The following is a 24,213-nucleotide window of genomic DNA, read 5'->3' as shown; positions in this document are numbered from 1 at the left end:
TCCGAGGGTGGTCAGTTCAAGGCTTTGACCCCCTGTCCGTGCAGGGCTTGTGCGAGGCGGACTGAGTCTCCGCTGGTCTGGCAGAGGTGTGCGTGGTGGAGCAGTCGGTCCACGGTGGCGGTCGCCAACGTTTTGGGCATCAACTCATCGAACCCGCTGGGATGCAGGTTCGACGAGACCGCGACCGATCGGCGTTCGTAGGCTGCTTCCACGATCCGGTAGAGCCCCTCGGCAGCGTCGGCGCCGACCGGGAGGAGCCCGACGTCATCGACAATGATGAGCTCGGCGCGGACGATCTTGGCGACGGCTTTGCCCAAAGAATCATCAGCACGATGGGCACGTACGAGTACCCCGAGCTGTTCGAGGGTGAACCAAGCCACCGGCATACCTGCTTCAATAACATTGTGTCCCAATGCTTCGAGGAAAAATGTCTTCCCCGTCCCAGCTGGCCCGCACACGACCAGGTTCTCCCGCCGCCCCACCCATTCCAGGGTGCGCAGCGCGTGCTGGGTGGGCAGTGGGATCGAGGAGGCATTCTCGTCCCACACATCGAAGGTTTTGCCGGTCGGAAACCGTGCGGCTTTGCGGCGGGTGGTGAGCATCGACCGGGCTCGACCAGCGGCTTCTTCAGTCAGCAACGCTTTGATGACCTCGGCCGGATCCCAGCGTTGTGAGCGGGCGGTGGCCAACACGTCGCCGGCGACCGCCCGTGCGTGGGGAAGCCGCAGTTGGCGCATCAACTGCTCCACCTCGGCCGGCAGCGTCGGGGTACTCATGCGATGTCCTCGTCGTTTACGTGAGAATTGTTGAGGCCGAACGAGTTCCATCCGGTTGTTCCTTGAGCCAAGGAGGTGTCTTCGGAGGCTTGGTGGCGAGTCGGGTCCATTCCTTTGCTGGCGAGGATCGAGTCGAGGTCGCCGGTGGCGAACCGGCCGTGCACCGCGGCGTGACCCAATGCCCAATCCACATCCGGGCGGCTACTCAGGGTCGAAAGGTCCACGGCGTGGGTCATCTTCTGAAAGATCCGTTCGGTCCCGACGGCGGCGGCTTCTTTGAGCCACACCACCGCGCCCTCTCCGATCGCCAGGAAAGCGTGCTCAGCAGCGCTACGAGCGCGGATCCGGTAGTCACCGGGGATCTTGCCGGGCTGATCCGGGAAGTGGGCGTCATCGATTGCGGGGGTGCCGCGGGTGGTGCGGCGGTGCCGGGCCACTTCGACCGGGCCACCGCCGTCGAGGGCGCAGATGATGACCTCATCGGTACCCGGGTGGTGGCGCACCCACACACTGTGTCCCAATAATGTTGACGGGATGGAATATTGGCCGTGCTCGAAAGTGATCATCGGAGTGTTGTCCGGTACTTTGCGGGTCACCCCCAGGCCCGCGGTGTGCGGCAGATCGGGCACCGCATGGAGCTGGGTGCGTTCGATCTCGAGCATCTCGGCCGGTACCCGGCCGGTGGCCCTGTGGACCCGGTTGTTGACAAGCGTCATGAACTCGCCGCACGCGGTCTCGACGTCGACGAAACTCGCGTACTCGCCTAGCAGGTTCGTCTCGGTCGGCACGATGTCGGCTTTAGCGAGTTTGACGGCGTTCTCCACCCCGCCTTTGGAGGCCGGGTCGGCCGGCTCACACGTCAGGACGGAGATGCCGTAGTAGCGGCCGAAGGTCACCGCATGACGGTTGCGGACCGGAACCCCCGCCACGTGCCCGGTCGTGACCGTTTTCTCGTTGTCGGTCAGCAGGTACGTCGGAGCGCCGCCGACGATGCGAAATACACGGTCGAGGCCGGCGAACACGCTCGGCCCGGTCCGGTCGTGCAGGGCGATGACGATCCGAAAGCGGCACCACGCCAACCACGCGACCAGCAGCACCACCTTTCGGCCGTTCACGATCGGGCCGTCACCGAAGTCGTACTGCAGCCACAATCCGGGTTCGGTGACCCACGGTCGGTGCACTCGCGTATTGCCCAGGCGCCATTGAGCTTTGATCTCCGCCAGTGCCCGGCGGGTGGTGCGTTCGTTGCCGGTGTACCCCAACGCGGCCAAGCGTTCGTGGGCTTTGTCGCCGCGGATCTTGCCGTGCGAATCCTGCACCCACTTCTCCAGGTTCGGGGTGAAGTCGTCGATCAGTCGGGCCCGGCGAACCTGCGGCGGCAGGCCGGCATCGCGGTCCTCGACCGCCTTCTTGACCGTGTGATGCGAGCACCCGCAAAGTTCGGCTGCCGCGCGATACGACCCAGTCAGATCGTAGGCATTGAGTATTTCCATGAGTTCTCCGTCAGACTTCAATGTGGTCTCTCCCGGGTGATTCGAATCGACTAGGCATCGACATCGAACCTCGGGAGAGGCCCCCACGGCGCAGACGCGCCGCACTGGGATCAACAGGACTGGGCAGATTCATGGCCGGCAACGGGCACATTCGTGCCCGCCAGTGAGCAGTTCTTATTGGCCGTCAGTGGGCACTTTCATGTCCGCCTACGGGCAGTTTTTCATGTCCGCCGACACGCTGGAAATGCTTGGCCTTAAGTAAGATCGCACCAGTAGGTCAGACATTGTCTGGTCGGACGCAATACCCCATGTAACAGTAATTTTGCTACCAGGCTGCGTTGGGAACAGAGTTTTACGCCGCCAGCGGCTGTTGCCGTAGTTGGGTCTAGGAAACCGCTACGAGAGGAATCCCGCGTGGCGTCGGAGTATCGCCGCGTAGGTGTTCACGGCCGCATCGGATGGTTTCAATCCGAGACCACGCCTCAACAAGCTCCTGAAGCCAGTAGGCGACAGCAACGGTGTCTGCGATTGCCGGATCCTCGCGAGATACGCCACGAGGAACGGGCGGAACATTTGTAAAGTCGACAGCACCAGGAACGTCCGGCCACTCGATCGCCGCACGGCTGGCGCCGGATTTGGTTGGTGTTGCGCGGTGCAGCTGACCGAGATGGTCAACCTCATCAATGATTGCCTGCCGTGTTCGGTTCGCATCAAATCGAAGGCGCGGGGCAGCGAAGTTCGGAACTGGACTGCCAGCAAACTGTAGTACCCAACGCTGCGTGAGCAGGTTCTTGTGTTGATCTGCGTCTGGAGTCACCCACGCACCGCAAAGGCGATTTAGATCGGTCACCGGGTCCGTATTGACGTACCAGATGATCGGCACACCGTCCGCAGTGGCATGGACGATCGCTACGACTGGGGACAGCCCCTCGCTCGCGGGCGGCTGTCCTTCTCCTGACTCTGAGATCGTCATGACCATTACCTCGCCTTATCGGGTGCACCGTGCCTCTACTGCGACCTTAGCGCCGACGTCTGTCATCGTCGTCGCTCGCTCCCGAAGACTGTGTCGCAGCGTTCCCGTTCTGTGCTCGACGCATCTGTCGCCGACAGCCGCACCGAAGCAGCACGTCGACGCTTCGCTCAGTCAATGGACGGCGCGAAGAGCGACCGTGTAGATGACAGACAGTCGTCGCTTCGCGTGGGAAGCTAAATGATTGGTTTACCCAGTGCGAAAGGGCCGCCCTGTGCTCAACTACACGGCTATCGACTTTGAAACAGCCAACTCCTACCGCGGTTCGCCATGCTCGGTGGGCCTGGTCCGCGTCCGTAACGGCGTGCCCGACGAGACGCGTCACTGGATGATGCAGCCACCCGATCGGGTCGATGACTTTGCCCCGTTCAACGTCTCGCTGCATGGCATCACGCGAGCGCAGGTTGCGGAACAGCCCCGGTGGAGGGACGTACTGCCCGACATCGTCGACTTCATCGGCGATGACGTCGTGGTGGCACATAACGCAGGGTTCGATATCGGTGTTGTTCGTTATGCCTGCGCTGCTGACGACATCGATTGGCCGGACGTTAGTTTCCTATGCACGATGGTGCTGGCGCGCCGAGCCCTATCGTTGCCGGCCTACCGCTTGCCTTACGTCGTCGCGGCGCTCGACGGGGGTGTGATCGATCATCACGACGCGCTTGCTGATGCGCTGGGCGTGGTTCACGTGGTCCGCGAGCTTGCTGCCATGCACAACGCCCAGGATATTTTCGAGCTTGCAGAATCGGTCGGTGTCAGCATCGGGCGGATGGCAACGGGCAGCTACGCCGGCAGTGCATCGCTGTTGAACCAACAGCACACCCGACTCGTCCAACCGGGGTTGAACCCGGAGGCGGACACCGGCGGCTACCTCTACGGGCGCGTCGTCGTCTTCACCGGGGCTCTGCTGTCGATGACACGTCGAATCGCTTGGGAGGAATGCGCACGTGTCGGTGCATCCGCAGAGGAAAACACCACCAAGCGCACCAACGTTCTCGTAGTCGGTGATATCAACCCTGCCGTCCTTCGGCCCGGGTCAACAGTTACTGGCAAAACCAAGCGTGCCTTCGAGTTACAAGAAGGCGGTCAGCCGATCGAGGTCATGACCGAGGACGACTTCCTCAAGTGCCTCGACGGCAAGCCGCTCGACGAACCGACTGTCCTCCTGAAAGGCGAGAACCACCACGAACTCGCAGCGCCCAAGCCCCTTCCGAAACACCAACGCATGGTCCCGCTGGCCCAACGCCGAGACCCCAATCCACCACAGGACCCGAAACCGCCGAGACAGCTACGGCGCAAACGTGTACCTACTGAACAGGTTTGTTCCGTTCGAAACTGCAGCCGTACCGCAGCTTTCAAGACCAGGACAAAGCCCACCTGGTGCGAGGAACACATCGCTGCACAGCAGCGCATAGCCCGCCTCAAACCTCTTGATAGCTTCACACATCCCGACGATTGGCAGCTCACAGAATGTTTGAGTTGTACTGTTCAGGCGCACTACAGATTCGCTTACACCATCGAAAAAATTAGCTACGGTGAGCCCACCTGCCGTGCGTGTTACTGGCGACAATGGGCGGTGCAATCCCGAGAATTACTCGGAGCATGGGCACGGACTGAACCCACGACCTACAGCGACGCCCTCAACATCGCGGACGAAAACGGGTACGAGTATCTCGGCCCGTTGACCGCGCCTTCTCTAACAGATGACCCACACCGAGTGCGCTGCCGTCGATGCCAGCGGATAAGCGCGACGCGTCTCAGCGACATAGCTTTCGGTTGTTCGACATGCAAACCGAGCACAAGGTAGTGGTCAGGGGCCCTCTGTACGCAATCGGGCCGGGCACACTAGGGTTCGACTATAGGTCGTCGCATATCAGTGCACACTCATAGCGTTGCAGACGTTTGCGCGAATTGGAGATGCCCGTTGGACCGAACCGGCTGCGCGACTAGTACAGGACCAACCTAGGTCCAATAAAACGGGGATACCGGAATCAGCCCGTGGGTGAAAGGCTGGTTTACGTCGACCGATTTTCTACGTCGCTGGAAAGAACCCGTACCGGCCGTGATTCGAAGCCGTGAACACTACGTCTACGTTCTGATCGCCAAGGGGCTCGTCCGGGTCTGTGTTCTCCATGACTATCATCTGCCCAACGGCTTCCCGCTGAATATTGCGATAGAACGCAGTCACCACATCCTGCGGTGGTGCATCGGTCAGTTCCGAATCCACGTCGGGCGGCCGGTAGGGAAGGAGAGGTGTGTCCAGAACGACTAGTCCTGGGTGCGGGATCGCCCGAACCCTAGCCGTGAGCGGATCGCAGCTGATCTCCCGCCACATTGTCTTGAGGTGCGGACGAGTGAAATGCGAATCTACACCTGGCCTCCCGCTGCGGCAGCGGCAGCGTCTACCCTCGCGCCATATCCACGAACCGACTCAAATGTAGTTGGTGCGCAACAGTAATCGTCGCAGTCGGACCGTTACGGTGTTTACCCAGGATGATGTCGGCTTCACCCGCACGTGGGTCGTCACGCTCGAACGCGTCGGGACGGTGCAACAGGATGACCATGTCGGCGTCCTGCTCCAGACTGTTGTGCACAGCCACGCCATCGGCGATGAAGTTGTGCGTTCCAGGTACTGTCCCGTCGTACACATCCTGTTCGCCGAGATCCTCTATCTCGATCACCTTGTCCCAGAACACGTCGTTGGTCGCAAGCATCTCGATGTCCGCGTCGTCGAGGACTCTCGCGACACGGGCCAGGCGTGAACGACTCGGCGAGTGCTTCCACATCGTCGACCCACAGAACCTAGACCCCAGCGCAGCCGAGAACTCGCGGTGTGTGATCTGCTTGGCAGACAACAGGGTCCGCACATGCGTCCAGACTTCCTTCGGAACTGTGTCAACATTTGTGTTGCGAACCATCGGCTCCAACTCGACTAGTGCGGCCTCGGCGAGTTCACCGCGTTTTCCATGGACGCCGACGTCTCGGAGGAACGTTGTTTGATTCTCGGAGCCGTCGATCGTCAGGTGATAACAATCGCGGTAACCGCTCTTTCGAACGGTCTTGATTCGCCCGTGTACCCCCACACGGAGAAGCAGCTGTGCAACGTCGTCGACGAGCCGGCGGCTCGTCGAGGCGTAGTACACCCGGGCTTGCTTTCCCTTGGTATCCCAACGCACCGATCCATCAGTTGCCCACAGATGACGCAGGAAGAGTGCAACCTGATCGGTCGGCAGGGCGAAGACCGGGCGGGGAACGAACTTCTCGTAGCTGCGGAGACCAAATAGACCTAATCCGTCCAGCCATGCAGCGATAGGGTTCCGCTTACCGTGCGTCAGGCGTTCCGGCGCGCGAAGCCGCAGAGTGGTGCATCGCGCCGCCGGGTACTCGTCGCGTACGGCCGTTATGCCGAAGTGCGTTGCTGCTTCCGTTACCGCGGACAGATTTGCCTCGTCCACACTCGCGTAACGAATGGGTTGGCGTTTAACGCACGATCCATCACCGATCATGTGCGCGAGCATGATGATCTCGTGCTCAGGAAGACGCTCTGTCTGCACAGGCTCCGGCACGGTACGCGGTGTCGCCACCCGATCCTCGACCGCGAGCTTCTCCAACGGAATCCAGCCATCCACGGTCATGAACGGATGGTTGCCTGTCGCTTCGACCTGGCGGCCCGATGCCATCTTCACTCGGAAGACCTTCTTCCGGCCACTCGGGAACACCTTGACCATGGGGCGCGCCACCATACGCATTCGGTCGTCGAGTGACCACACCAACGGTTGCTCACCGCTGGTCAGCAACTCTCCGAGAGTCGACTCCGAACCATTGTCTGCACGCAGGATCCTGGTAGATGCCGGGAGACAGCCCGACTCGCGAAGGTCAGAAATCATGGGACGCTTGTCAGTTCGTTGTTCGGGACCACGGTTCAGCTGACTGATCGCGACCACCGGGACTTCAAGTTCCTTCGCGAGCAGCTTGATGCTTCGCGAGAACTCCGAGACTTCCTGCTGGCGAGATTCGACCTTCTTGCCCGACGACATCAGCTGCATGTAGTCGATGACGACCAGTTTGAGGTCATGCTTTTGCTTCAAACGCCGTGCCTTGGCGCGGATTTCCATCATTGTCAGGTTGGGCGAGTCGTCGATGAACAGCGGCGCCTCGGAGATCTCGCCCATCCGTCGCGCAAGCCGTGTCCAGTCGTCGTCGCTCATCTTTCCCGACCGCATGTCGCCGAGTTTGATCTTCGCTTCCGCCGAGAGCAATCGCATCACGATCTCGGTTTTGCTCATTTCCAAGGAGAACATGGCGCTGGTCATATGGTGCTTGATCGAGCATGAGCGCAAGAAGTCCATGGCGAGCGTGGAGTTGTGGGTCGGGATCATCGACTCACCGGCGAGATACATGTGGTCGACGTTGTCGACCTGGACGCACCGCACGGGGACGCTGGCGATGGGGCGTACGTCGACGATCGTTCGAGCACGCCGAATACTTCTTAAAAGTTCTTTGTGTAGCAACGCTTTCTGCGCGGCAAAGAAGACCTTGTCGTCGGTTTCAAAAGTGACTGACGCCGCCTCAGACCGCATGTCGACGGAATAGCCCAGGCCCGACACGAGGTCGCGAACCTGCATCGCCAAGGCGGCAGGCCCCCGGAACTCGACTGCGCCCGATTCGGCGACCTCACCGGCAACATCTAGCAGACCGGCCAACAAATCCCGACGTTGCGCTGCTGACCCCCGCAGGTAGTCGGCCGAAAGATGATCGATATCAAGCGCGTTGAGAGAATCCTCGGCGGCGACGCCGTCGACACGCATGGCAACATCCGGCGCCGCGAACTCCAGGGTTCCGCGCGAACCGACCCAAGCGCCTACCGCGTAGGCGTCGACATCCAAGTGGGCGAAGGGCAGCTCCACCGGATCGACGTTGGCGACGGTCGGTGCTTGGCCTGCGGCCAACGCCGCTGCGATCTCGGCGGTGGTCGACACCGTTGAATCCACCAACCACTGGTGCTGCTCATCGGCGACGATCACTGAACCATCAGAGAACTCGACCTCATAGCAAGGCCGACCAGCCATCACCTCGGTAGCAGCAACGACGCGTGTGGGCTTGCCGTCGGCGCCGATCAGGTGATCGCCGACCTGCACCTGCCCCATGGTGGTCCATCCCGAAGGCGTGGCCAGCGGTGTGTCGAGCGCCAGGGCTTTTCCGACACCAGGCCGCGCAGCCACGATGATCATCTGACCTGCGTGCAGACCGTTGGTGAGTTCGTCGAGATCGTGGAAACCCGTTGGCACACCGAGCGACAGACCGCCACGCGACGCGATGGAGTCGATCTCGTCCATCGTCGGCTGCAGCAGCTCTTCAAGGGCCACATAGTCTTCTGCGGTCCGGCGTTCGGTGACCTCGTAGACCTCGGCCTGTGCACGGTCGACGACCTCTGCGACGTCTTGACCGTCGGCTCCGGCGTAGCCGAACTGAACGATGCGGGTGCCGGCTTCGACCAGACGACGCAGGATGGCCTTCTCCGCGACGATTTCCGCGTAGTAGCCGGCGTTGGCGGCTGTCGGAACCGTCGAGATGAGAGTGTGCAGATATGGGGCACCACCGATGCGGCGCAGCTCCCCCGCACGGTCCAGTTGACCTGCCACGGTGACGGCGTCGGCGGGCTCACCCTTGGCGTACAGGTCGAGGATCGCGTCGTACACGGCCTGATGCGCGGGACGGTAGAAGTCGCCGGGGCGGAGTTTCTCGAGAACGTCGGCGATCGCGTCCTTCGACAGCATCATGCCGCCGAGGACGGATTGCTCTGCGGCCATGTCTTGAGGAGGCTGACGACCGAAATCCTCGCTCGGGGGAGCCTGCTCTCGAGCCTCGGCATGCCCACGGTCGTCAACTACGGCCAAGACGCCACCCCTTCTCGCTTACCTGTTCGAAATCAGTCTCGCAGGACTGTCCGACAAGCCCCGACCAGCTCCGGTCACGCCGATCCAGCAATCCACTCGGCCAGACACTATGGGCTCAGAGCGGACGTGCCAAACCGAGCTGTGCGCAACCCTGTGCACCAACTGTGGACGCTCCGCGCATACCTGTTAGCGCCCTGTTGGGAACTTGTGGATAAGTCAGCGACTTTCTCCCGTTTTGCCTCTTCAGGATAGGTTTCACATATTTGAACACTGTGGATACCTCTCTGGCGGCGTGTCTCTCCATGTCCGCTTTCGGCGTGTTCCTTTTCTTCGGCCAGTTCCGCGGCAGGCGGTCTGCGGCTCGAGGTCCCTCGATCAGGTGAACACCTTGACCGGCTGCAAATTGATCGTTACGATCACGCCCCCGGACCCTGCCAACCCGCTACATCTGAACTCGCGAAGTGGTGCAATGAACATCACGCAAGCGATGCTGGGGAGGCATTCATGAGAAAGCTCATCGGTGTGTTGGCAGCGCTGGCGGCCACGGCCGCAACGCTCACGGTCGGGTCGCCGGCTTCGGCCGCTCCAGGGCCCGACTACACGCAGGTGCCCGACCTCTCCGGCTACGCGGCGGTCGACCCCGATCCGTACTTCTCACTCGATTACAAAGACAACGGACGCACCTTCTTCGTCACCCCGGGCGGTCGGGTGTGTGCGCTCGGCTCCGGGTACGCGTACGTCGGCTGCAACGGCCGACCCGGCGGAGCTCCGCGCGACGCCGTGGGAGTGGCCATCTCAGGAGGCCAAGAAGGCCCGTACTGGGTTCCCCGGGGCACGGCGTACAGCACAGTCCCCCAAGGATGGTTCCAACCACCGTTGCTCGATGTCGGGCAGTCGATCACGGTCGCCGGTTCGACGTGCGCGGTGAGCCCGATCACTGTCACCTGTGTCGGCGGTCCCCGCGCGTTCACGGTCGCGCAGTCGTGGTTCAAGTTCGTCTATCCGGCGGGCGACAAGTACCACGACAACAACATCAACCCGAAGTACTTGCCACCTGATCAACGGTGAGCAGCTGACGATTCAGTACGCCATTACGTCTGGTTCAGGTCGTCCTGATACGTCTTCATCGCGCTGATCATCGCGATGAACACCCGGTGTGCAGCCTCGAGATCCTCGTCCGGAAGTTCCGCAAGCGCGTCGTGAGTGTGCTTTCCCAGGGGCGCGAAGAACGCTCTTGCCACCGCCATCCCATGATCGTCGTAGTGCAACATCACTTTTCGACGGTCTTTCTCGTGCGCCTCACGCCGGATGTGCCCCGAACCGATCAGCCGTTCCACGAGGTGGGTCACCGCGCCACCGGACACCTGCATCCGCTGACCGAGCGCGCCGGATGTGAGTGGCTCACCGGCCGAGTCCGCGACCATCACGTGCAGCAGGGCACGAAAATCATTGGCACTGAGATTGTTCAGCCCGGCGAAGACTCGCGAGATCTGATCCGACTCCGCCGAGAGGGCCCGCACATCGGCCGACATCTGAAACTCCAACTCGGCACGCGGGTCCCCCGAAGGGACTTGCTCGGACATCGTTTCCTCCTGCCGGCGGTACAACTGCACCGGAAGATAGTTTAGTTGCTCAATATTTGAAAATATGAGATTGTCTGAAATATGGCGATAAATGACACGTCAACTGATTCTCGCACCCTTTGGGATCAGCTTGCCGCCTCAGTGACCGGACGACGATCGTGGTGCATCGCACTCGTGATCGTCCTGATCTCGATCGCCGCGATGGCCCTCATCGGTGAGAACGACTCCGCCGGCGAGGCTCCCCAGTCACTGCCGGCCAACGCGGACTCCGCGGAGGTCAACGACCTGCTGGAACAGTTCCCCGACTCCGACGTCGCCCCAGCAGTTCTCGTCGTTGTCCGCAACGACGGCAACGCGCTGTCCCCGTCCGATCAGGAGGCCGTCGCAGCGGCCCAACAGCGCATGCTCGCCGTCGAGCGGTCAGTCCCCACAGTCAGCCCCACCGGCCCGCCGGTAGTGCTCTCACCGGACCAGATGGCGGCGATCTCGATCGTGCCGGTGAGCGCCGACCTGAACGGCTTCAAGCTCACCGACCTCGTCGACGAACTCCGAGCCGCGGCCGACGACGGATTGCCCAGCGACCTCACCACCTACGTCACCGGCGGCCCGGCCTTCGGCGCCGACACCGCCAACTCGTTCTCCGGCGCCAACGTCACCCTCCTCGCGGTCACCGCCCTGGTGGTCGCCCTGCTGCTCATCGTCACCTATCGATCACCGGTGCTGTGGCTGGTGCCGCTGATCGTCGTCGCCTTCGCCGACAGACTGGCCAGTTCCGTCGGCACCGGGTTGGCCGAACTCACCGGATTGTCGTTCGACGGCTCCACCTCAGGCATCACCAGCGTCCTCGTGTTCGGCGCCGGCACCAACTACGCCCTGCTGTTGATCTCTCGCTACCGCGAGGAACTGCGCGCGGAGGCCGATCATCGAATCGCGTTGCGACGGGCGGTCCGCCAAGCCGGACCGGCCATCCTGGCGTCCAACGCGACGGTGGTCTTGGCACTGTTGACCCTGCTGCTCGCCGTGCTCCCGAGTACCCGAAGCCTCGGCGCACTGGCCGCTGCGGGCCTCGTGGTGGCGGTGATCTTCGCATTGCTGGTGCTGCCACCGTTGCTGGCTTTGTTCGGCACCAAACTCTTTTGGCCGTTCATACCGAAGGTCGGCGATCCGGTGCCCACCGAGGGCGGTGCCTGGTTCCGCATCGCGGGAGCGGTCTCCCGACACCCCGCGCGAGTGCTCGCCGTCGCCCTGACCGCACTGGTCGCCTGTTCGCTCGGACTGGTCGGGGCGAACATCGGTCTCTCCCAGACCGAACAGTTCCGGGTCAGTGCCGACTCCGTCGAGGGTTTCGACGAGCTGTCCGAACACTTTCCACCCGGACAGTCCGACCCCACCACGATCGTCGCGAAAACATCAGCGGCCGAGCAGATTCAGGGAATCATCGAATCCACTGACGGGGTGGTGTCCGTAACAGAGACCGGACAGTCCGACACCGGTTTCACGAAGTGGTCCGTGGTGCTCGATGCAGGCCCGGCATCGCAGCAGGCCTTCGACATCATCGATGAGCTACGCACCTCCACCGGCGAATTGCGCGGCGCCAATGCGTTGGTCGGCGGATCCGATGCCAAAGCCCTGGACATCCAAAATGCCTCCGAGCGTGACCGATTGGTCATCATCCCGCTGATCCTCGCGGTGGTGTTCGTCATCCTGATCGTGTTCCTGCGAGCGGTGGTCGCGCCGGCGGTACTGGTTGCGACGACCGTCCTGAGCACCCTCGCGGCCATCGGAATCGGCAGTCTCATCAGCGAACACGTCTTCGGATTCCCCGGCCTCGACAACAACGTCCCGCTCTACTCGTTCCTGTTCCTAGTCGCCCTCGGCATCGACTACACCATGTTCCTGGTGATCCGCGCCCGTGAGGAAACACCGGAATACGGTACAAGACAGGCGATCATCCGAGCAGTAGCGTCGACCGGAGCCGTGATCACCAGTGCCGGAATAGTTTTGGCCGCCGTCTTCTGCGTGCTCGGCATCCTGCCGCTGATCACGCTGACACAGATCGGAATCATTGTCGGACTGGGTATCCTTCTCGACACTTTCCTGGTACGAACAGTGGTGATACCAGCTCTCTTCAGCCTGATCGGGCCTCGCATGTGGTGGCCCGGCAATGTGGATACACAAGCGCGTCCACACCCGCAGTTACAACCGCAACAGAATTAGGAGATGGCAACCATGGCGTTCTCACCTCGAAAACTCACCCGCGCAGTGATCGGCGGTATGGCGATCGCGTTCGCGCTCGCCTGTGCGGCCCCGGCCTCGGCCGACACCAGTTCACTCCCTCAGCCGCTGAAGCCGGTGGCCAAAGTGGACACCACGAAGTACCTCGGAACCTGGAACCAGATCGCCGCGATCCCGCAGCCGTTCAACCTGATCTGCGCGCGCGACACCCAGGCGCAGTACGACCTGATCGATGCGAGCAACATCCGGGTCGAGAACACCTGCACCACATGGACAAACGAAGAGAACAAGATCGTCGGCAACGCGCGCGTCAACGACGCCGTCACCGGCGCGCAGCTGCACGTGAGCTTCCCCGGCGTCCCGACGCAGGAGTCGAAGTCCGGCCCCACCAATTACGTCGTCACCTACATCGCCGACGACTACTCCTGGGCCTTCGTCGGAAGCCCCGAACGCACCTCGGCATTCGTGCTGTCCCGGTCACCGAATGTGACCACCGCGCAGTGGAAGCAGATCCGCAAGATCGCCGAGGACCGCGGCTACAACGCCTGCACGATCCTCACCTCACCGACCACCGGTGGCTCGAACGAGATCCGCCCACTCTGCACGGTCTGACCTGACCTGAGCTTCCAGGCTCCCACTCCAGATACAGCAAACCCCCGACCTGATGGCCGGGGGTTTGCTGTATGACTTGCCTGTGACTACTCGCCGGCAGCCACGGTCAGACTGAACTTGGCGGCGACATCGCCGTGCAGGTTCACCACGACCGGGTACTTGCCGGTGGCCTTGATGTGGCCCTCGGGCAGTTCGACGGTGCGCTTGTCGAGAGCCGGTCCCCCGGCGGACTTGATCGCGCCCACGACGTCAGCCGTAGAGACCGAACCGAACAGCTTGCCGGAGTCGTGGGTCTTGACGCCCAGCTTGACCTCGGCGAGGCCTTCGATGGCCTGCTTGAGCTCGTTGGCGTGCTCGACGCCACGAACCTCGCGGAGATCCCGCGAGCGACGGATGCCGTCGACCTGCTTCTGTGCTCCACGGGTGGCAACGATGGCCAGTCCGCGGGGCAGCAGGAAGTTACGGCCGTAGCCGTCTTTGACCTCGACGGTGTCGCCTGCGACACCCAGGTTCTCAACCTCTGCGGTGAGGATCAGTTTCATGTTCTTGGTCCTTTCCGCTTATCGAGAGGTCGAGGTGAAGGGCAGCAGGGCAACTTCGCGCGAGTTCTTGACGGCGATGGCCACGTCCCGCTGGTGCTGGACGCAGTTACCGGTGACCCGACGCGAACGGATCTTGCCACGATCGGACAGGAAACGACGCAGCAGCGCGGTGTCCTTGTAGTCGATCAACAGGTTCTTCTCTTTGCAGAAAGTGCAGGCCTTGGCCTTGACGATCTTTTCTGCACCACGGACCTTCCGTCCGCCTTTAGCTTTTCCAGCCATGTGTACATACTCCAAAAGTGTTCTCTAGCCGCGGCATGTGACTGCCGCGCCCGAGGATGTTCGTCAGAACGGTGGTTCGTCGTCCCCGCCGCCGAACGATCCGCTAGCTGGGGCGCTGCCCCACGGATCGTCGTTCTGCGCAGCGCCGCCGCCGCCGGAATTGCCCCCGCCGCCGCGGTTTCCACCGCCGCCGCCCGATCCGGCATTGCCGCCACCGCCGCCTCCACCGCGCGAGGCCCGATTGACCTTGGCGGTGGCATAGCGGAGCGAGGGACCGATCTCGTCGACCTCAAGTTCGACCACTGTGCGCTTCTCACCCTCACGGGTTTCGTACGACCGCTGCTTGAGCCGGCCGGACACGATCACGCGTGAACCCTTGGTGAGAGACTCTGCGACATTCTCGGCGGCATCGCGCCAGATGTTGCAGCGCATGAACAGCGCTTCTCCGTCTTTCCATTCGTTGGTCTGCCGGTCGAACGCCCGCGGCGTCGAAGCCACGGTGAAGTTCGCGACGGCGGCACCCGACGGCGTGAACCGGAGTTCCGGATCTGCCGTGAGGTTCCCAACGACGGTGATGATGGTGTCGCCTGCCATGTGTATCTCCCGAGTTCAGTTGCGATTGCGCAGTGGTTGGGGTCGATGTGCACCGAGTGAGCCCCTAGTCAATAAGGAACCCTAGAGCCCGGTACCGACACGCATTGGACGTTCAAGAGACCTGATCGGTTCTCCCGAACATCCAGCGGCTACTTGGCCGGTTTCGCGGCAGCCTTGGCTGCGTGCTTGGCAGCAACCTTGGCGCGGCGTACCTTGGCACGCTCGTCGACGCGCATCACCTTGGTGCGCAGCACCGACTCGTTCAGCTTGAGCTGACGATCGAGCTCGGTGACGGTTTGGGGTTCCGCATTGAGATCGACGACTGCGTAAATTCCCTCGGTGTGCTTGAGAATTTCGTAGGCAAGACGGCGCTTGCCCCAGACATCGACGCCTGCAACATTTCCGCCATCCTGGCGAATCACGTTGAGGAAGGTATCCAACGATGGAGCAACAGTTCGCTCATCCAGGTTGGGGTCAAGAATGACCATCAATTCGTAGTGACGCATAAGACCTCATCACCTCCTATGGACTAGGTCGGCCACGGACGTTCCGTGGCAGGAGGGTCGCCGCGTCGGCAACGCTGGCCAGGCTACCTCAACTGACCGTGACCAGCGAAATTCGCCAATCTGCGCATCGAAACTGAATCTCCAGTTAGTTTCTGCGGATGAGCACCCCGACTGTGATAGCCGTCACCGAAGACCTGACTACCGACTGGCTGACCGGAGTCATCGGCGGTGGCGCTGTCGCCGCATTCGAGACCACCCGGATCGGGACGGGTCAGATGAGTGAGAGCCACCGGGTCAGTGTCCGCTACGACGACGGGGACGGCCCGGAATCGGTGGTGCTGAAGATCGCGGCCTCCGACGAGACGAGTCGCTCGACCGGGGTCTCGCTCGGACTCTACGAACGCGAGGTCCGCTTCTACGCCGACATCGCCGCCTCGATCGCCCCGGCGCCTTGGCCCGCTGCCACCACGCGAGCTACGAAGCCGATTCGGGAACGTTCGCCCTGGTGCTCGAGGACGCGGGACCGGCGGAGGTCGGCAACGACATTGCGGGCGCCACCCTCGGCCAGGCCGAACTCGCGGTTACGGCCCTGGCGCGAATCCAATCCGCGGTGCTGAGCAACGACGATCTGGCCGCCACCGAGTGGCTCAATCGCGAGGCGCCGATCAACCAGGCGCTGCTCGCCTCCCTGTTCCCGGCTTTTGTCGATCGGTACGGAAGCCGGCTGGACCCGCGGCATCAAGAGTTGGCACAGCAGATGGTCGACAGCTGGGACGCCTATCTCGCCGAGCAACAGGCCATGCCGCATCAAAGTCTGATCCACGGGGATTTCCGCCTCGACAACCTGCTCTTCGGGCACCCCGGCGCGGCCCGACCCGTGACGGTCGTCGACTGGCAGACCGTGGCGTGGGGCCCGGCGACCAACGATCTGGCGTATTTCCTCGGGGCGTCTCTGCCGACCGAGCTGCGACGCGCGCACTTCGACGAGCTACTGCAGATCTACTTCGACGGGCTCGGCGGACGCGGTCCGGCCTCGGTCGACGAGGTGCGCGACGGCGTCCGCAGACACACCTTCTTCGGCATCCTGATGACCATCGTCCCGTCGGTGATCGTCGAGCAGACGGACCGCGGCGACGAGATGTTCATGACGATGTTCGCGCGACACTGTGAACTGGCGCTCGACCTCGAGTCCGCGGCGACGCTGCCCGCTGCCCGAGCCCTCGAACCGCTCGCACCCGAACCGACGGACGAGTTCGCTCATACGCCCGGCGACGAACAACTGTGGAACGAGAGCTGGTACTTCGACGTCGCCGACGCCCAGGCCGGAGTCGGCGCTTACGTCCGAATCGGGGTGACCCCCAACCAGAGGAGCTCTTGGTACACCGCGATGATCTGCGGGCCAGGGCGCCCGACCATCGCAGTCCTCGACTTCGATCTGCCGACCCCGCAGGACCTGAGCTTGGCCACCGAGAATCTGCAGGCAACTCACCGCTTCGACGAACCGCTCACCGCCGCGTCGGTGACCTTGCGGGGGCGAGGCGAGGCGTTCGACGACCCCGCCGCGATCCTGCGCGGCGAGCGTGGCCGGCCCGTCGAGGTGCGTATGGACCTGCAGTTCGCCAGCGCGGGCACCGCGTACCGGTACCGCGTGACACCGCGCTACGAGATTCCCTGCCTGGTCACCGGCACCATCAGCGTCGACGGCGAGATCATCTCGCTCCAGGACGCGCCAGGACAGCGCGACCACTCCTGGGGTGTCCGCGACTGGTGGGGCATGGACTGGGTGTGGAGCGCGCTCCACTTTCCCGACGGCACCCATCTCCACGGTCTCGACCTGCGGATCCCCGACCTTCCGCAGATGAGCATCGGCTACGCACAGCTGCCTGGCCTACCACTACTCGAGCTGAGCCGGCACGTCGCCGACTCCGAGTTCACCGGCGACGGCCTACCCATCTCGGCACATTTGGAGATCGAACCGGGAAACGCCGCACTCACCTTCGAACCCCTCGGACACGGGCCGCTCCGACTCGAATCCGAGGACGGCAGGGTCGCCTACTTCGCCCGGGCGTGGGGGCGGGTGACCAGCGCCGACGGCTCCATTGGCGTGGGCTGGATCGAGTGGAATCGCAACCAGATTTCGTAGCGCCAGATGTGCGCCCCTACTCTGTAGCCCATGCCATCGCCGCCCCGCGCTTCGACGTGGGAAGAGGCGACCCCCAAAGGTCACTCTGGCCACGCTCCTTCCTGGCGGACCCGCATCAGCGCAGGACGCGGCGAACTCATCCTCATCCTGCTGATCTCGTTGCTGGTCAGCTCCTTCTTCATGTGGCTGAGCTACCTGGGTAAGGCCACGTGCGGCGGGGCGCCCTTCGACGAGTTCGGCCGAAGCTCCGTCTGGCCCGTCGGTTCGGGCGAGATCGTGATGCCCTGTTACTCGGATCTGCAGTTCCTGTGGGTCGGCCGCGACATCAACAATCACATCTTCCCGTTCATCCACGGCGGTATCGACGACAACGGCGTGCTCTACGGCGGCGTCGTCGAATACCCGGTGCTGTCCGGTCTGCTGATGTACATCGGTGCCAGCGGTGCCCACACCGACATCGACTTCCTGACCCAGTCGGCGATCCTGCTTGCACCGTTCGGCGTACTCATCGTCATCCTGCTCGCCCTGCTGGCGCGCTGGTGGGTGTTGCTCTGGGCCGCGACCCCGCCGCTGATCCTCTACGCGTTCCACAACTGGGAACTCCCCGTCGTCGCGACCACGGTGGGCGCGGTCGCGGTGATGGTGCTCGGTGCACGTATCAACAGACGCACGGGTAGACCGTGGATGTCGTTGCGTACCAGCGCACTCTGGGCATCTTTCATCCTGTCGATCGGATTCTCACTCAAGATCTATCCGGGCCTGTTCGTCCTCCCGCTGGCCATCTTCGTGCTCACCCGCGGCTTGGCACCGAGGTCTGCCGGGGACGAGGACGACTCGCGGGTCCGCCTCGACTGGGCGGGCGCAGGTGCGGTTGCCGGAGTCGCGGTCGCGACCGTGCTCGCGGTCCAATTGCCGTTCATGATCGCCGGATTCGAGGGATGGCAGGCGTCACTGTCGTTCCAGGGCAAACGTAAGGCCGATGTCGACACCAACTCCATCTGGTACTGGGGGCTGCGACATTTCACTGGCAGCGGACCCAGCGACGACCCCAGCCTGTACAACTCGATCGTCGGGGTTGCCTCGCCGCTGCTGATCATCGCCTCGCTGGCCCTGGCGGTCTGGTTCGGGCTACGGCACTGGCAGCGCGGCAACGTCTTTCCCTGGATCGGTGTCAGCGCCGCGATGCTGGCCGGGTTCATGCTGTTCCACAAGGTGCATTCGCCGCAGTACACCCTGTGGATCCTGCCGTTCTTCGTTCTTCTCAAGGTCGACTGGCGCGTGATCCTGTTGTACCTCATCGGCGATCTCGCCTTGGACCTCACCATCTTCCGGATGTTCGGAATCCTCACCCGCGGCGACGACATGACCTGGTGGGTCATGGGCGGCGTACAGCTCGGCGTGTGGTCGCACGCGCTCTGCCTCGCGTTCCTGATCTACCACTTCGTGGGCAGAGGGCTACGCGTTCCGCCTGAAATACCCTCGACGGCCGGGCCTCGGAGCGCTACCGTACCGGCATGACCTGGATGAGCGCCCCCGTCCTGTCCGGTACGCGAGTTACATTGCGGCCCTTGGAGCTTTCCGACGCTGCCGACTTGGCTGCTGCCGTCGACACCCCTGAGCCGTTCCGGTGGACGACCGTCCCCGCCGGCGAGCAGGAAGCCCGCGATTACATTCAGACCGCTCTCGACACCCCCGATCGGGTCGCGTTCGCAGTCGTCGACCAGACGACCGACAGGATCGTCGGATCGACCAGTTACTACGACATCAGCCCCGTGAATCGGGCTCTCGCCGTCGGCTACACCTGGTACTCCGCATCGGTGCAGGGCACGACCGTCAACCCGGATGCGAAGCTGCTCCTGCTGCGGCGCGCGTTCGAAGACCTGGGCGCGGTACGGGTGGTGTGGCACACCGACGAGCGCAACGCCCAGTCACGGGCGGGAATCGCGAAACTCGGCGCCACCTTCGAAGGTCTACTCCGCAAACACAAGCCGTTGGCCGGCGGCGAGTGGCGGACCACCGCGCAGTTCGCGATGACCGACGACGACTGGCCCGCTGCGCGATCGACACTGCAGGAACGCCTGCGCTGAGCTCACGTGCAGGGCTAGGAGTCCTCGAGGAGCAGCGGTCCCGTGGCCGGATCGTCGTCGAGGTTTCGGACTGTTGGCGTGCGGCGCGGCCACGGCATCCGATCGGGAGCGAGATCGAGAACGCCGCCACCGGGGTCGTCGGCAGACAGCCGCCGCCACCCGTGCCCACGGCGAACCAGGTCCTCGGTCGGATGATAGATCTGCCAGATGACCAACGCGCACAGCGCGATCACTGCGATGTCGCGGATCACCACGGCTGTGAGGAACCACTGCTCCGGCAGCCCGTCACCGGTCTCCTGGAACAGGTACCACATCATGCGCGGCACCCACACGAGTGAATCGATCACCATCCAGGCCAGCAAGATCCGGGTGTGAGGTAACGCGAGCACCGCCAATGGCACCAGCCACAACGAGTACTGCGGGCTCCACACCTTGTTGACGAGCAAGAATCCGGCAACGGTCAAGAACATGAGCTGCGCCAGTCGCGGACGCATGGGAGCGTGAAACCCCATGAACGCCACTACGAGGCAGATCAGGATGAACAAGCCCATGCTGATCGCGTTGAGCAACGACGGCGCCTGCCCCGGCTGATTGCCCCACTGATACCCGGACACCGCCGAGATGACGTTGAAGAGGGTGTCGGGGTCGGTGCCGCGTTCTGAGTTGTACAGGAAGAACTCTGACCAGCCGCGGGGGTACAGCACCATGATCGGCAGGTTGATCACCAGCCAGGTGGCGGCCGTCATGACAGCGGTGATCCCGAAGTCGCGAACCTTGCCCGCGCGCAGGCACAGGATGAGCAAAGGGATCAGCAACAACCCGGGATACAGCTTCGCGGCCATCCCGATCCCCAGGAAAAGCCCGGTGAGCCAGGGGTTTCGACGCGACCACGCCAACATGGCGACGGCGAGCGCGGCGGTGGCGATGGCGTCGAAGTTCGTGAAGATGTGCACGATCACCAACGGCGATGCGGCGGCCAACGCTGCAGCCCACACCCGGCGCTGGGCGGTGAGCGCGGTGGCCCAGATGGTGACCAGCCAGCACAGCGCAAGACCGAGCGCGACCAGATTGAAGAACAGCACCACATCGAGAGCCGCAGGCACGCCCCAGTTCTCGTGCGCCCACTCCCACCCCTGCGCGGTTTGCGCCGCGGCGTACATGAACATGCCCGTGGCGACCGGGTACTCCATGAAGCGCTGTTCCTGGCCACCGTTTCCGTCGTCTTGGAACCAGGACGCCTTGTACGGCAGCGCTCCCTCGTTGAGTTTCTCGGCACCGTAGAGGGGGATGGTGTCGGCGTAACACATCGCCGTGTACTGGCGGTGGTTGTCCCAGTCCAGACCCAGGACCTTGGTGGTCTTGTCCGGAGCCTGCTGCAGGCAACCGGCTTTCGCGAACCACCCGAGTGCCAGAAATACGAGGGCGATCAGCAGGATCACCCGGACCGGGGTCCAGCCGGGACTGCGGCCGACGACTGCGTGCAGGCCGACTGGGCCACCGATCACCATGCTGCCCGGAGCCGCGATGGGGTCGCTGCGGCTCGGCAGGATTCGGGTGCTCGCCTCGCGCCGATCGGGAGCGAACTCCGTCGGCGACTCGAACAGGTCCAGCGAATCGGTTGTCAGCGCCTGCTCGGCGCGAGGCTCATCGTCTCGGGCCCCGACTCCGCTCGCCGAGTCACCCTCAGTCGTCACGAACCGTCGCCTACGGGCTACCGCGGCCCGGGCCGCCCTCTTCGGGAGGCAGGGTCGGTTCCGTCTCCGTCTCTGTGTCGGGATCCGGGTTTGCCTGCCCCGGCAGCGGTATCACCACGCCCGGCGCGAGGGTCACTCCCGGCTGGGTGGTCGTGGTCGGTGGGGCCGTCGTCGTGGTGGGCGGCCTGCTACGGGTTGTCGTGTAGGTCTCGGGCGGCGGCTCGTACGGCACGCCTGCGACCCCACCGATCTCCGTGGGTTCCGGGAAGTTCTCGATCGGCTGGCCATCGAGCGCACGGTTCATGGCGGTGCGCCAGATCTGGGCGGGCAGTCCCGACCCGTAGATGGTTGCGCCGCTGTAGTTCTTCAGCGCCCCACCCTTGTCGGTACCGACCCACACCGCCGTCGACAGCTGCGGGGTGTAACCGACCATCCAGGCATCCTTGTTGAGGCCGGTGTCCCCGAGCTGGGTGGTTCCGGTCTTGGATGCAGACGGGCGTTCGCCGCCATCAAGTGCGTTGCCGTTGGAGTACGCCGCGATCGGTTCCAGTGCCGCGGTGGTGTTGTCGGCGACCTCGGCGGGGAGCCGGCGCTCACCCTGGTTGTCGGTGCGCTCGTACAGCACCTCACCCTTGGAGTTCTCCACCTTCTGCACGAAGTGGGGGGAATGGAACATTCCCGACGCGGCGAGGGTGCCGTACGCCGAGGCCATGTCGATGACCCGCGAATCGTACTGTCCGAGAACCACACCACCCTCGACGCCGCCGTCCGGGTTCTGCAGCGTCTTGACCCCATTGCTGGAGACCTCGGGGATACCCGCGCGGTGGGCCGCTTCCGCGACAGCGTTGGGTCCGCCGTTGAGGTCCATCATCAACCGGTAGTAGACGGTGTTCAGCGACATCTTCATAGCGGTGGCCAGGTTGCAGCTGCCGCACGATTCGCCGTCGGAGTTGTTGACGGTGAATCCGCCCGCGCCCTCGAAGGGCGCCGAGCTGTAGTTCTTGGACAGCGGGATGCCTTGCTCGAGGGCGGCCACAAGCGCGAAGACCTTGAACGACGACCCGGTCTGCAGGTCGGCCTGGGCGTAGTCGTAACCGTTGCCGTCGTTTCCGCCGAAGTAGCCCTTGACCCCGCCGGTACGTGGGTCGATCGAGACCACTGCCGTTCGGATGTCGTTCGGTTCGCCTTCGCGTAAATCGTTGGCACTGCTGACGTTCGCGTTCTGCACCTGCGGGTCGATCGTCGTCGTGACCCGAAGCCCGCCGGTACGGATCTCCTCCTCGGAGATGTTGAGCGTACCCAGCTCGGCCAGTACCTGCCGCTTGATCAGGCCATTGGGTCCGTTGCTCGCCGGGTCACCGGTCTCGGCCTGCTGCTCGACGACTTTCGGGTACTGCTGCGCAAGACGGTCTTCTTCGGTGATGGCCCCGGTGGTCACCATTCCGTCGAGGACGTAGTTCCAACGGCCCTCGGCTGCCTGCAGATTCGTCGCGGGATCGTAGTAGGACGGGGACCGGATCGAGCTCGCCAGGACCGCAGCTTCGGGCAAGGTGATGTCGCGGATGTCTTTGTTGAAGTAAGCCTTCGACGCAGCCGAGACACCGTAGGCGCCGCGACCGAAGTAGATGGTGTTGAGGTAGGCGGCGAGAATGTCCTGCTTCGACCACTCGTTGGCCATCTTCGTGGAGATCGCGAGTTCGCGGAACTTGCGCTGGTAGCTGGCCTCGTCACCGGTCAGCACGTTCTTGACGTACTGCTGGGTGATCGTCGAGCCACCGCCGGCGTCTTCGCGACCGGTGACCTTGCCGAGCGCTGCGCGTCCGTAGCCGCTGATCGAGAACCCGGCGTTCTCTTCGAACTCACGGTCCTCGGCGGCGATGACCGCCTGTTGCAGAACGAGCGGGATCTCTTCGATCGGGACGTCGGTGCGGTTGCCTTCCGGCGGCACGATCTTGGCGATCTCGCCACCGCGGGAATCGACGACCGTCGCGATCTGGCTCTGCTTGATGTCGCCGGGTGCGGGCACGGACAGGTCAGCGTAGGTGAACAGGAACACTGCCGCCATCACCAAGACGAACCCCGGCAGCAGTGCGCCGCCGAGGCCGACGATCCAGGCGATGACCTTGTGGAGGCGTCGCTTCTTCTGCGCCGGGGTCCGGCCAGTCGAAGCGGGACGTCCGCCATCGTGCTCCGAGGTCCAATTGGACCTGTTCGGTCCGGTAGGGCCGCTGTTCACAGATACTTCTCCATACCTTCGGTGCCCAGTACTTCTGGGCCACCGGCAGTGTCCACTTGCGATGAACCACCACCGGCTGAATTGTTTGCCACGCGGCCGCCGGCCACCCTGCGACTGCGTCGCACTTGTGGCCGTGGTGGCAATCCAGATACGTACGACTGGACCAAATGGTTCCAGCTACATGTCCGGCACACCTCCACCACATGTACCGAGAACTCCTCCTGGCTCACTGCCAGGCGCAGGATTTCCTCGGTCGTCCGGGCTGATCCCGACACCTGTCCAAGCTTCTCGCCGAACACCCACGAAACGATGGTGACCTGCTCTTTTCTGCAGATCGGGCACCGCGTCGCGCACGGTCGGCCGTGAAACTTGGCCGCTCGCAGCAGATAGGGGCTGGCATCGCAGACCTCGGCGACCCCGGTACGTCCGGAGTACACCTCGGCCAGCCGAGACTTGCGCTGTAACGCGTAGTCCACCACCTGTCGCTGCAATCGCACTCGTCA

19 protein-coding genes and 1 pseudogene are annotated in these 24,213 nt (G+C 63.3%); 8 read left to right on the top strand and 12 right to left on the bottom strand.

Going from position 1 to position 24,213, the window contains the following annotated elements:
* Positions 1-11: 11 nt before the first annotated feature.
* The 3 genes from istB to BFL43_RS28495 form a co-directional block, all read right to left on the bottom strand.
* Positions 12-776 carry an IS21-like element helper ATPase IstB gene (gene istB, locus BFL43_RS08425; RefSeq protein ID WP_084889766.1) on the bottom strand — a complete coding sequence of 255 codons (765 nt, stop codon included), beginning with the start codon at positions 774-776 and terminating at the stop codon, positions 12-14.
* Positions 773-2,290, bottom strand: coding sequence for an IS21 family transposase (istA, locus tag BFL43_RS08420; protein WP_084889768.1), 1,518 nt, complete (start codon positions 2,288-2,290; stop codon positions 773-775). The genes istB and istA overlap by 4 nt, the downstream gene beginning before the upstream one ends.
* Positions 2,291-2,654: 364 nt before the next feature.
* Complete coding sequence (locus BFL43_RS28495) at positions 2,655-3,242, bottom strand: hypothetical protein (protein ID WP_143695189.1); 588 nt, start codon at positions 3,240-3,242, stop codon at positions 2,655-2,657.
* A gap of 271 nt (positions 3,243-3,513) precedes the next feature.
* Here BFL43_RS28495 and BFL43_RS08410 point away from each other — a divergent pair, with 271 nt between their 5' ends.
* Positions 3,514-5,106: an exonuclease domain-containing protein gene (locus BFL43_RS08410; protein ID WP_168176573.1), complete on the top strand. Its 1,593-nt coding sequence runs from the start codon at positions 3,514-3,516 to the stop codon at positions 5,104-5,106.
* 595 nt (positions 5,107-5,701) lie between these two features.
* Here BFL43_RS08410 and BFL43_RS08400 read toward each other — a convergent pair.
* On the bottom strand, positions 5,702-9,196 hold the full coding sequence (locus BFL43_RS08400) for a replicative DNA helicase (RefSeq protein ID WP_084892108.1): 3,495 nt from the start codon (positions 9,194-9,196) through the stop codon (positions 5,702-5,704).
* Between the two features lie 504 nt (positions 9,197-9,700).
* On the opposite strand from BFL43_RS08400, the gene BFL43_RS08395 reads away from it, so the two are divergent.
* The gene (locus BFL43_RS08395) at positions 9,701-10,264 is read left to right on the top strand and encodes a hypothetical protein (RefSeq protein ID WP_084892107.1); all 564 of its coding nucleotides are present in this window, start codon (positions 9,701-9,703) and stop codon (positions 10,262-10,264) included.
* Positions 10,265-10,287: 23 nt separating this feature from the next.
* On the opposite strand, the gene BFL43_RS08390 is transcribed toward BFL43_RS08395, so the two are convergent.
* Positions 10,288-10,779, bottom strand: a complete 492-nt coding sequence (locus BFL43_RS08390; protein ID WP_084892118.1) for a MarR family transcriptional regulator — start codon at positions 10,777-10,779, stop codon at positions 10,288-10,290.
* 81 nt (positions 10,780-10,860) lie between these two features.
* On the opposite strand from BFL43_RS08390, the gene BFL43_RS08385 reads away from it, so the two are divergent.
* Complete coding sequence (locus tag BFL43_RS08385) at positions 10,861-12,996, top strand: MMPL family transporter (RefSeq protein ID WP_084892106.1); 2,136 nt, start codon at positions 10,861-10,863, stop codon at positions 12,994-12,996.
* A gap of 12 nt (positions 12,997-13,008) precedes the next feature.
* A complete protein-coding gene (locus BFL43_RS08380) occupies positions 13,009-13,626 on the top strand; it encodes a lipocalin family protein (RefSeq protein WP_084892117.1) in 618 nt (205 codons plus the stop codon).
* An 86-nt stretch (positions 13,627-13,712) separates the two neighbouring features.
* On the opposite strand, the gene rplI is transcribed toward BFL43_RS08380, so the two are convergent.
* The 4 genes and pseudogenes from rplI to rpsF all read right to left on the bottom strand — a co-directional run.
* The gene (gene rplI / locus BFL43_RS08375) at positions 13,713-14,168 is read right to left on the bottom strand and encodes a 50S ribosomal protein L9 (RefSeq protein WP_084892105.1); all 456 of its coding nucleotides are present in this window, start codon (positions 14,166-14,168) and stop codon (positions 13,713-13,715) included.
* 18 nt (positions 14,169-14,186) lie between these two features.
* Complete coding sequence (gene rpsR / locus BFL43_RS08370) at positions 14,187-14,450, bottom strand: 30S ribosomal protein S18 (RefSeq protein ID WP_023958686.1); 264 nt, start codon at positions 14,448-14,450, stop codon at positions 14,187-14,189.
* Positions 14,451-14,513: 63 nt separating this feature from the next.
* The gene (locus BFL43_RS08365) at positions 14,514-15,044 is read right to left on the bottom strand and encodes a single-stranded DNA-binding protein (RefSeq protein ID WP_084892104.1); all 531 of its coding nucleotides are present in this window, start codon (positions 15,042-15,044) and stop codon (positions 14,514-14,516) included.
* A 221-nt stretch (positions 15,045-15,265) separates the two neighbouring features.
* Positions 15,266-15,550: pseudogene (gene rpsF / locus BFL43_RS08360) on the bottom strand (30S ribosomal protein S6); the annotation flags it as partial.
* A gap of 158 nt (positions 15,551-15,708) precedes the next feature.
* Between rpsF and BFL43_RS29875 the strand changes: the two are divergent.
* From BFL43_RS29875 to BFL43_RS08345, 4 genes are read left to right on the top strand one after another with little or no spacing between them, the layout of a single operon-like run.
* Positions 15,709-16,167, top strand: a complete 459-nt coding sequence (locus BFL43_RS29875; protein WP_346425955.1) for a hypothetical protein — start codon at positions 15,709-15,711, stop codon at positions 16,165-16,167.
* Positions 16,056-17,693 (top strand): phosphotransferase, encoded by a 1,638-nt coding sequence (locus tag BFL43_RS08355; protein ID WP_346425954.1) that lies wholly within the window; start codon positions 16,056-16,058, stop codon positions 17,691-17,693. The genes BFL43_RS29875 and BFL43_RS08355 overlap by 112 nt, the downstream gene beginning before the upstream one ends.
* Positions 17,694-17,723: 30 nt before the next feature.
* The gene (locus tag BFL43_RS08350) at positions 17,724-19,211 is read left to right on the top strand and encodes a glycosyltransferase 87 family protein (protein ID WP_084892103.1); all 1,488 of its coding nucleotides are present in this window, start codon (positions 17,724-17,726) and stop codon (positions 19,209-19,211) included.
* Complete coding sequence (locus tag BFL43_RS08345; protein WP_084892102.1) at positions 19,208-19,780, top strand: GNAT family protein; 573 nt, start codon at positions 19,208-19,210, stop codon at positions 19,778-19,780. The genes BFL43_RS08350 and BFL43_RS08345 overlap by 4 nt, the downstream gene beginning before the upstream one ends.
* Before the next feature lie 14 nt (positions 19,781-19,794).
* Here BFL43_RS08345 and BFL43_RS08340 read toward each other — a convergent pair whose 3' ends face one another.
* From BFL43_RS08340 to BFL43_RS08330, 3 genes are all read right to left on the bottom strand, one after another.
* Positions 19,795-21,390: a glycosyltransferase 87 family protein gene (locus BFL43_RS08340; RefSeq protein ID WP_240498144.1), complete on the bottom strand. Its 1,596-nt coding sequence runs from the start codon at positions 21,388-21,390 to the stop codon at positions 19,795-19,797.
* A 94-nt stretch (positions 21,391-21,484) separates the two neighbouring features.
* Positions 21,485-23,539, bottom strand: a complete 2,055-nt coding sequence (locus BFL43_RS08335) for a transglycosylase domain-containing protein (protein WP_143695190.1) — start codon at positions 23,537-23,539, stop codon at positions 21,485-21,487.
* A 167-nt stretch (positions 23,540-23,706) separates the two neighbouring features.
* Positions 23,707-24,207 carry a DUF5318 family protein gene (locus BFL43_RS08330; RefSeq protein WP_143695187.1) on the bottom strand — a complete coding sequence of 167 codons (501 nt, stop codon included), beginning with the start codon at positions 24,205-24,207 and terminating at the stop codon, positions 23,707-23,709.
* Between the last annotated feature and the right edge of the window lie 6 nt (positions 24,208-24,213).

The sequence above is a fragment of the Williamsia sp. 1135 genome (assembly GCF_002095395.1).
Taxonomy (GTDB): Bacteria; Actinomycetota; Actinomycetes; order Mycobacteriales; family Mycobacteriaceae; genus Williamsia.
This window is presented reverse-complemented; position numbering and strand designations above follow the sequence as displayed.

Excerpts from the sequence above, each read along its gene's own strand:
- BFL43_RS08380 (WP_084892117.1), top strand. The coding sequence starts at position 13,009 with ATGGCGTTCTCACCTCGAAAACTCACCCGCGCAGTGATCGGCGGTATG.
- BFL43_RS08345 (WP_084892102.1), top strand. The coding sequence starts at position 19,208 with ATGACCTGGATGAGCGCCCCCGTCCTGTCCGGTACGCGAGTTACATTG.
- BFL43_RS08385 (WP_084892106.1), top strand. The coding sequence starts at position 10,861 with ATGGCGATAAATGACACGTCAACTGATTCTCGCACCCTTTGGGATCAG.
- BFL43_RS08390 (WP_084892118.1), bottom strand. The coding sequence starts at position 10,779 with ATGTCCGAGCAAGTCCCTTCGGGGGACCCGCGTGCCGAGTTGGAGTTT.
- istB (WP_084889766.1), bottom strand. The coding sequence starts at position 776 with ATGAGTACCCCGACGCTGCCGGCCGAGGTGGAGCAGTTGATGCGCCAA.
- BFL43_RS29875 (WP_346425955.1), top strand. The coding sequence starts at position 15,709 with ATGAGCACCCCGACTGTGATAGCCGTCACCGAAGACCTGACTACCGAC.
- rpsR (WP_023958686.1), bottom strand. The coding sequence starts at position 14,450 with ATGGCTGGAAAAGCTAAAGGCGGACGGAAGGTCCGTGGTGCAGAAAAG.
- BFL43_RS08335 (WP_143695190.1), bottom strand. The coding sequence starts at position 23,539 with ATGGCGGCAGTGTTCCTGTTCACCTACGCTGACCTGTCCGTGCCCGCA.
- BFL43_RS08395 (WP_084892107.1), top strand. The coding sequence starts at position 9,701 with ATGAGAAAGCTCATCGGTGTGTTGGCAGCGCTGGCGGCCACGGCCGCA.
- BFL43_RS08350 (WP_084892103.1), top strand. The coding sequence starts at position 17,724 with ATGCCATCGCCGCCCCGCGCTTCGACGTGGGAAGAGGCGACCCCCAAA.
- BFL43_RS28495 (WP_143695189.1), bottom strand. The coding sequence starts at position 3,242 with ATGACGATCTCAGAGTCAGGAGAAGGACAGCCGCCCGCGAGCGAGGGG.
- BFL43_RS08365 (WP_084892104.1), bottom strand. The coding sequence starts at position 15,044 with ATGGCAGGCGACACCATCATCACCGTCGTTGGGAACCTCACGGCAGAT.
- rplI (WP_084892105.1), bottom strand. The coding sequence starts at position 14,168 with ATGAAACTGATCCTCACCGCAGAGGTTGAGAACCTGGGTGTCGCAGGC.